The sequence below is a fragment of the Allorhizocola rhizosphaerae genome (genome assembly GCF_003426775.1).
In the GTDB taxonomy this organism is placed as follows: domain Bacteria; phylum Actinomycetota; class Actinomycetes; order Mycobacteriales; family Micromonosporaceae; genus Allorhizocola; species Allorhizocola rhizosphaerae.
In genome coordinates, this window is sequence record NZ_QJUG01000333.1 from 1 (window position 1) to 6,828 (window position 6,828).

Annotated in this window: 12 protein-coding genes; 9 read left to right on the forward strand and 3 right to left on the reverse strand. The window is 62.4% G+C overall.

Annotation, left to right across the window (positions count from 1 at the left end):
- From DM816_RS44050 to DM816_RS39090, 6 genes are all read left to right on the forward strand, one after another.
- The coding region (locus DM816_RS44050) for a hypothetical protein (protein WP_211589051.1) at window positions 1–208 on the forward strand (208 nt) is incomplete at its 5' end.
- Between the two features lie 381 nt (window positions 209–589).
- On the forward strand, window positions 590–1,180 hold the full coding sequence (locus DM816_RS43260; protein ID WP_162908286.1) for a hypothetical protein: 591 nt from the start codon (window positions 590–592) through the stop codon (window positions 1,178–1,180).
- Between the two features lie 8 nt (window positions 1,181–1,188).
- On the forward strand, window positions 1,189–2,145 hold the full coding sequence (locus tag DM816_RS39080; RefSeq protein ID WP_117215522.1) for a hypothetical protein: 957 nt from the start codon (window positions 1,189–1,191) through the stop codon (window positions 2,143–2,145).
- Between the two features lie 159 nt (window positions 2,146–2,304).
- Window positions 2,305–2,457 carry a hypothetical protein gene (locus DM816_RS43265; RefSeq protein ID WP_162908288.1) on the forward strand — a complete coding sequence of 51 codons (153 nt, stop codon included), beginning with the start codon at window positions 2,305–2,307 and terminating at the stop codon, window positions 2,455–2,457.
- A 242-nt stretch (window positions 2,458–2,699) separates the two neighbouring features.
- Entirely contained in the window at window positions 2,700–3,071 is a 372-nt protein-coding gene (locus DM816_RS39085; RefSeq protein ID WP_117215523.1) for an IS110 family transposase, read from the forward strand.
- A gap of 13 nt (window positions 3,072–3,084) precedes the next feature.
- Window positions 3,085–3,321 (forward strand): hypothetical protein, encoded by a 237-nt coding sequence (locus DM816_RS39090; RefSeq protein ID WP_162908289.1) that lies wholly within the window; start codon window positions 3,085–3,087, stop codon window positions 3,319–3,321.
- Between the two features lie 157 nt (window positions 3,322–3,478).
- Here DM816_RS39090 and DM816_RS46050 read toward each other — a convergent pair whose 3' ends face one another.
- Window positions 3,479–3,715, reverse strand: coding sequence for a hypothetical protein (locus DM816_RS46050; protein ID WP_162908290.1), 237 nt, complete (start codon window positions 3,713–3,715; stop codon window positions 3,479–3,481).
- 134 nt (window positions 3,716–3,849) lie between these two features.
- Between DM816_RS46050 and DM816_RS46055 the strand changes: the two genes are divergently transcribed.
- The gene (locus DM816_RS46055) at window positions 3,850–4,104 is read left to right on the forward strand and encodes a hypothetical protein (protein ID WP_117215525.1); all 255 of its coding nucleotides are present in this window, start codon (window positions 3,850–3,852) and stop codon (window positions 4,102–4,104) included.
- Window positions 4,105–4,315: 211 nt separating this feature from the next.
- On the opposite strand, the gene DM816_RS43270 is transcribed toward DM816_RS46055, so the two are convergent.
- Both DM816_RS43270 and DM816_RS39105 read right to left on the reverse strand, forming a co-directional pair.
- Window positions 4,316–4,603, reverse strand: coding sequence for a hypothetical protein (locus DM816_RS43270; RefSeq protein ID WP_162908291.1), 288 nt, complete (start codon window positions 4,601–4,603; stop codon window positions 4,316–4,318).
- A gap of 31 nt (window positions 4,604–4,634) precedes the next feature.
- Window positions 4,635–5,012: a phage terminase small subunit gene (locus DM816_RS39105; RefSeq protein WP_162908292.1), complete on the reverse strand. Its 378-nt coding sequence runs from the start codon at window positions 5,010–5,012 to the stop codon at window positions 4,635–4,637.
- Between the two features lie 127 nt (window positions 5,013–5,139).
- Here DM816_RS39105 and DM816_RS39110 point away from each other — a divergent pair, with 127 nt between their 5' ends.
- A complete protein-coding gene (locus DM816_RS39110) occupies window positions 5,140–5,790 on the forward strand; it encodes a DUF4145 domain-containing protein (RefSeq protein WP_162908293.1) in 651 nt (216 codons plus the stop codon).
- Between the two features lie 99 nt (window positions 5,791–5,889).
- The gene (locus DM816_RS43275) at window positions 5,890–6,528 is read left to right on the forward strand and encodes a hypothetical protein (protein ID WP_162908294.1); all 639 of its coding nucleotides are present in this window, start codon (window positions 5,890–5,892) and stop codon (window positions 6,526–6,528) included.
- The last annotated feature ends 300 nt before the right edge of the window (window positions 6,529–6,828 follow it).

Genomic DNA, 6,828 nt, shown 5'->3' on the forward strand with positions numbered 1-6,828 from the left:
GGCAATCGCCTTGATCGGCATCTGCTCGGCCCGGTACAACCGGCGGATCTCCGCCCAGTCCTCCACGTTCAACACCCTCCTGATACTCGGAGGGGTCATCCTTGACCCGCCGTCAGGGGGTCAGTATTCAGGCGTCGACGACATGGTGATGCTGTGCCGCGCCTATGAGGCTGCATGGGGTGTGAGCGATCGCTGTGATTGGGATTGAGCTTGGCGTGTGTAGCTGCCGTTTTCGCATACAGGGAGGTAACGCCCAGCCGCGAGAGCGCCACGCCGCCGGATCACTCGATCGCCAGTTGCCCTGATTGCAGAACGGCAAGACCGGCCGGATGTCTCATTGGAACTCGACGATGCTTGGGAAAGGCGGTACCGTGTCCGCCTCGACGAACTCAGCAACCAGTCGATCACGCTGATCGTGGCTTTTGTCCTAACATTGACAGACATCTTTTGCTTCGTTGTCTAAGCTCCGATCACGAGCCGCTCGTCAAGTGACGATTCGAGGTCCATCATGAGGTGCTCGAAGATCGAAATACTCGCCAAGGTCCGTACCGGTGGGGCACACCGCCTATTCCCGACTGGTCTCATCGTCGTGTCGCTCCTCGCCGGCGGCTGCGCTGCACGTGATTGCGCGAGCGCTCCGACACCCTCCGGCAGTCAAGACACGCAAAACACCCAATCCACACCGCCGACCGGATCCGGGAGAACGGACCGCAAGTACCGGCTGCTGGATTTGCCCGAGGGCGATTCAACGGTCGCTGAGGACGCGGCGCGCTGGTATGAGGCGTTGCGCAAGGGCGAATGTGCGTCTGTGCAGGCAGCGTTGGATCGGAGTTGGTCCAGACTCGATAACCCACGCGAAGTGCTGATCTTCCAGATTGCAGTGGAACTGTGCCGCAACAATGTCGATGCCGCCGGCCGCTGGTTCGACCTGGCCACGAATCGTTACGGCTGGAAGGGTCTGTTCACCGACATGCACATGTGCGAGTTGTACAAGGCGGCCGCCAGCGGCATACGGCAGCGGTCCAAGGACGACTTTCCCTGCAAGCACGCGTACTACGAGGGTGAGATGCCCAAGTGGGGCGACCCCAAGCAGGATCCCAGAGGCGCGAGGGCCGGCGGGACCAGCCCGTCCCCGCCCGGGTCTGCCCGGCCGTCGAACTCGACTCCTTCGCCGCGCTAGGCCGCACGATGATGTCAGAACACAGGGATGCGGCGCCGGGCTCGCGCCGTCACCACGATCAGGGCAACGGTGACACCCCTCCGGCGGAAGCCGGAACCGGGCTTGCGCTGGAACTGGCCAAGCAGCTGGCGGCGCTGTTGGGCAATGTCACCGTGGTGACCGCGTTGCTGATCTACTTCGGCTGGCAGCGCAGCGAGACACAGGCCCGGCGGCTGGGGATCGACGAGAGCATCCTGGCCATGTCGCCGCGCGAATACATCCTGCGCAGCGTTGGGCCGGTGTTCCAGTTGTTATTGATCGTCGCGGTCGGTGGCATGCTGTGGTGGTTTTTCGATCAGTTCTTAGTGGGTCGTGCCGTCATGTCGCGATCGGACGATGGGCGGCGTATCGGCGTGCGCCTGTGGAGGGCGCCTTACTTCTGGCCGTGGATCGTGCTCATCTGCGCGGTGTTGTGTTCTGTGGTGCCCGTTGCCGCCTGGTTCTATTGGCCCGAGGATGCCTATGTGCTGTTCCCGCTGGGCGTCGCCGCCAGTGTGCTGCTCGGTCTGTATGCACTTCAGCTGCGGGATATCGTTGCGGACCGGCGAACGCCGCGAGGCAGCTGGGGCAAGGCGTTCGCGTTGCTCATTCTCGTGCTCTGCCTGTTCCTGTCGGGCTCGCGTCGGGCCGAGGTGCTGGGCAACGAGCTCGCCGACGACCTCGCCCGGCAACTGTCGAACGGCTCCAACACGGTCAGGGTGGTCGTTTACAGTCCGGACCGGCTCCACATCGACGCGCCTGGTGTCGCCGAGGAACCGCTTCCCAAGGAGGACAGCCGATACCGGTACCGTTACAGCGGCCTGATCTTCCTCGAATACACCGGCGGAAAGTACTTTCTGGTCCCCGACGGCTGGCGGCCCGGCGACGGCATGGTCGTGGTGCTCAAGGACGATGACAAGCTCCGCGTGGAAATGGGGTCGGGCTAGCGAGCCTGTTGGGGTCTTGAGCGCGGCGGCTTCAGTCAGGCCGCGGCGTCTCCATGTACTCATCGGACCCTTCCACATAGAGACTCCATGGCGTGCTCTACGGCCCGGGTTCAGCGGTTTGGCACGTGCCGGTAGACTCCGGCATTTGGGTACGCCAAAATGCCGCCTGGCATCGACTGGCCGCCACCGGCCTGCGGCAACATCGCCCTGGTCGTCTCCGGCATCCGGCAACACCAACCGGCCTATGTGGACAGTGGCGCGATCGACGACATGGATCACGCCTGGGTTCGGCGGCGCGAAACCTGTTCATGAATGGGTCGTTGATGTGGGTGGTCCACCGCGTCGAGGCTATGGCTCGTTATGCGTGATCGCGTGTGGTGATGGCTGGCGATCGGAGGTGTCGGCTCGTACTCCTTGCAGCATGAGGGCTTGCTATTCGAACCGCTGATAGAGACTCGCGGAACCTATCGCTTCGGTCAAGTTGCGCATGAACGGCAAGCCCCACGGCCGCATGGACCACCCCCCTTTCTTCCCCATGTTGGAGGCGGCCTGGCATGAACGTGTGGGTCGGTGTGGATATCGGCAAGGTTGCTCATCATGTGGTAGCGCTCGACGACAGCGGGAGCCGATTGCTGTCGCGCCGGATCGTCAACGACGAGAGTGATATCACCGCCGTGGTAGCCGAGGTGCTCGCGTTGGGTTTCCCAGTGTGCTGGGCCATCGACGTCACCACCGGCATCGCCGCCCTGCTGCTGGCCATCCTGCGCCGGCACAAGTTCGAAACCCGTTACGTGTCGGGATTTTCCGCTAACCAGGAACTGATGAAGCGGCCCGGGGAGAACAAGACCGACGCCCGCGACGCCGCGATCATCGCCCATATCGCCCGGACCACACCGGATCTGCCGATCCTCCTGCCCGGCCGATGATATGTTGTGCCAGTTGCAGCTGCTGGTGACACATCGGCTTCAGCTCAGCCGGGACCGGCAGGTCGCATCGAAGCGGCTGCAGGGACTGTTGACGGCGATCAGCCCGGCGGTGGAGCGGGCGGTGGATTGGCGGCGTAAAGGTCCGCTGCTGATGTTGGGCTATTGGCAGACACCCCAAGCCATCCGGAACGCCGGAGCCGAACGGATCGAAGCTGTGCTCAGGCATGCCCGTATCCGTACCCGCGGCTGAAGCGGTGTGCGGCGACCTCGATGACCTTAGCCTGAATCCACCGGTAACGATCTAACGTCCATTGTGGACAGAGGTAGAAAGGTGTCCCCTGAGCTGGGAAGATGGGAGTTGCTGAGACAACCATTACCCGTTACGAGAGGACACCTCGCAGGTGAGGTTATCGCATGGATCCCGTGGTGTCGTGGTCCGGTTCGACGAGCGCAATCTGGTGTCGTGTGCTGGGTTGGTGCCGGTGATGCAGCTGGCCGAGCAGGTGAGCCTGGCCGGGCTGGTCGACGCTCGGGTGCGTCCGGACCTGCCGTCCGGGGCTCGTCCTGGCGGCAAGGCCGCGGCGATTGTGGCGGGCATGGTCGCCGGCGCGGACAGCATCGACGATCTGGACCTGCTGCGCCACGGCGGGATGGAAGCGCTGTTCGAGGGGGTGTATGCGCCGTCGACGCTGGGGTCGTTCCTACGGTTTTTCACCTGGGGACACAGCCTGCAGTTGGAGGCGGCCTCACGGACCTGCTGGCCGCTTTGGCTGGGCGGGTGCCGCTGCTGCCCGGTGCGGGTGAGCAGGTTTTCGTGGATGTGGACTCGCTGCTGCGGCGGGTGTACGGACACGCCAAGCAGGGCGCAGGGTTCGGCCATGCCAAGGTCGGCGGCTACCGGGTCAGGCTGCGTGGTCTGTCGCCGCTGATCGCCACGATCAGCACGCCGGCGGCGGCGCCGGTGGTCGCTGCGACCAGGCTGCGCAGCGGTAACGCCGCCTCCGCCCGCGCCGCCGCCTCGCTGGGGCGTTAGAGCATCACTCCGGCTTATCTGTATAGCAGAACCGGTCGGGCAGGTGATGTGATCAGACACGACTGCCCGCCGTACGCGGTGCGGCAACAGTGTTGTCGATGTCGTCTCGGGCCGGAGAAGCATTGTCGTAAGCGATGACCGCTGGTGCGCGGCGTTAAGGCACAGCGTGAGGTTTGACGACGGGTCGCCATCCAGGCAGAGGCCGTCAGCCTTAGCCGCTCATCGCGCAACCACCGCCTGACTTCGTCACCGATCCATGACGAGGTCCTGGTAAATGTCGCGCAACTTGCAAAAACGCGCTGTCGTAAAGCCTCCGTCCCGAGGGGTCAAGGGCGTAGGAGTCCACGACGAACTCGGTCAGCTCATCGTCTAGCGTGACCGGCTGGCCCTGCACATTGCCGGGACCGTGGACGGTGAAGTGTTCCATCCACGCGGTGGCAAACCAGCCCAGCGACCGGTTCCGATCGTGCTCGGGTGCGCGGATCAGTTCACGGGGCATCCGCTCACCCCCGCGCACTACCCGCCCGGCTTCAGCCGGTGCCGGTTAAGCGGGCGCGGCGGGCGTCAATACTAGCGACCGCGGCGGGCAACTCCGCACCGTCCGGCACCTCATCGGCAGGTTTGTCTACTTCGGACACATAGCGGATGCGCAAATCCCGGCGGGCGACCGCGGTCGTGCCCAGGATCTTCTCGCGCTGCCGAAGTTCCGTCGCCAATGTCGTGCACCCGTGATGCAAGTCCTCGGCAACCAGCGCGGTCTGGAGCGCGACATCCAATCGGAGGCGGACGACAAAGACCGCGTGCGGCATCGCGCACAGCGTCTTCCACCATTGCCGGGTCAGGGGATGGATCGCCACCTCATACGGTCCCTCCGGCGACGACAGGACCCAGCGGGTCGGGAGCTTCACCGGCACTGGCCCGTCAAAAGGATCTCCACCCAGTCGTGAACAGGCTTTACCCTATTTCTCTTGTCGCCATCCTTTGGCTTGCGCCCCGCTACAGGCATGTGCACCTCCGGGCGGCTATCGTTAATTTGTGAGTGAGCAAACCAAGCTTCCGGACATCATCGCGTCGGAATGCGCCAGCTGCGAGAAGGCATCCATCTGTAGGGTGTTAGCCCGGACCGAGCGCTGGGTGGAGGATGACCCTTTTCCCACAAGGTGGACCTTTGTCGAATGTGAACACTGCGGGCATCCGATGCTCTTCGTTCAGGAGCGAGACGGTACGCCACCCTCCGGATGGTATGACCCATACCGTGTTTGGCCGTCACAGGGAGAACATGCGAGTTGGTCAATACCTGGCGATGTACGATCGGAGTTCGAGGAGGCCAAGCAGGCTTTCAAAGCGAAACTCTATAAGGCGTCGGCGCTGATGGTGCGTCGCACGCTTGAAGGGGTCTGCCTCGAGCAGGGTGCGAAGAAGACTGATAGCCTCCAAAAGCAACTCGACAGCCTAAAGGCAAGCGGCATACTCGAAGGCCGGATAGTCGAATGGGCTCATGGTTTGCGCTACATAGGCAACGCCGGTGCGCACTTCTCGTCGGACCCGGTGTCGCGGCAGGATGCGAAGGACGCTCTAGATCTAGGCGAGGCGGTCCTCGGTTACGTCTACGTCTTCGGCGAGAAGTATGAAGAGATCAAGAAGCGGCGCGGCTTCGGCCCGAAACCATCCGGCACGGAGTCCTGAGTTTCATGCGCACAGCGAGGAACAGCCACTTCACGGTGTCCCTAGGTCGAGGAGGGGTCACCCGCCAGCCGGGTTGCCGCAGGCGGCTACGCTCGCTCCGTGGGATATCGTGTCTCGTCAATCTTGCTCATTCCTCCCAATGACAAGCACTGTGCCTTCGTATACTATGTACCGACGTACAGTGTTCGGTACAGCTGGATTAATGATGCTGTTTACGATGCTTTTGAACTGGTGGCAAGCCGACTCGGGCCACGAGCTGTCCTTATAGGACCTCATAAGGATAACCCTTATGCGTATAGTGACAGCCTTACGCAAGTATTCATGGAGGGCGAGGCAAGGGCGAATAGAGATTGGAGATCTAGCTTCCTTCATGTCGGTCTGCCGTTTCTGATCGGGACAAGGCGTCCGCTAAGTGTTGAAGACCCACCAGAGATGACAGATCTCGCAGCAATCAACCTCGCCGCATTCAAGGATGCGGATTCGATTCGTGGTCTCCTTGACCTAATTATTGCGGCAACTCGGACAGGTCGTGACCTCGTTGAGGACTTACCCCGTATTGAACGGCAAGCGCACCAGGTGGTCAAAGCTTACGACGACGACGAAATACTCGATGAGGATGACTGGTCCTTTGTATTTGAAAAGGCGCTAGAACTTAAACCGAACGTGTTTGGGCTAGGGTTAAACCTCAACGCCGTCGCAACGTGGCTCCGTCTGAAGCTTAAGTCCCGTAGGAGTTAAGGCGCCCGGGATGCGGATCGGCCGGCGCGGCCTGCGGGCGGATCGCCCAGTAGGCCGCCCATAAACGGCGGACGTCGACGGCGCACGAGCCATCGCAACGACGACATCCCAAGATCCTTCATCATGGCCACGATGTTCGGATCGGCATCCGGCCCCATCTAGTACGGCAGTCACGGGTTATGGCTTGACCAGGTTGATTCGAGTTGGTGCCGGCGTTTGTAGTGGCTGGCGCGTGCTCGGGCTTGGTGGTGTCGGCGCCAGGCGGACCAGTGTTGTATCCGGGTGAGGTCGGCGGGTCGG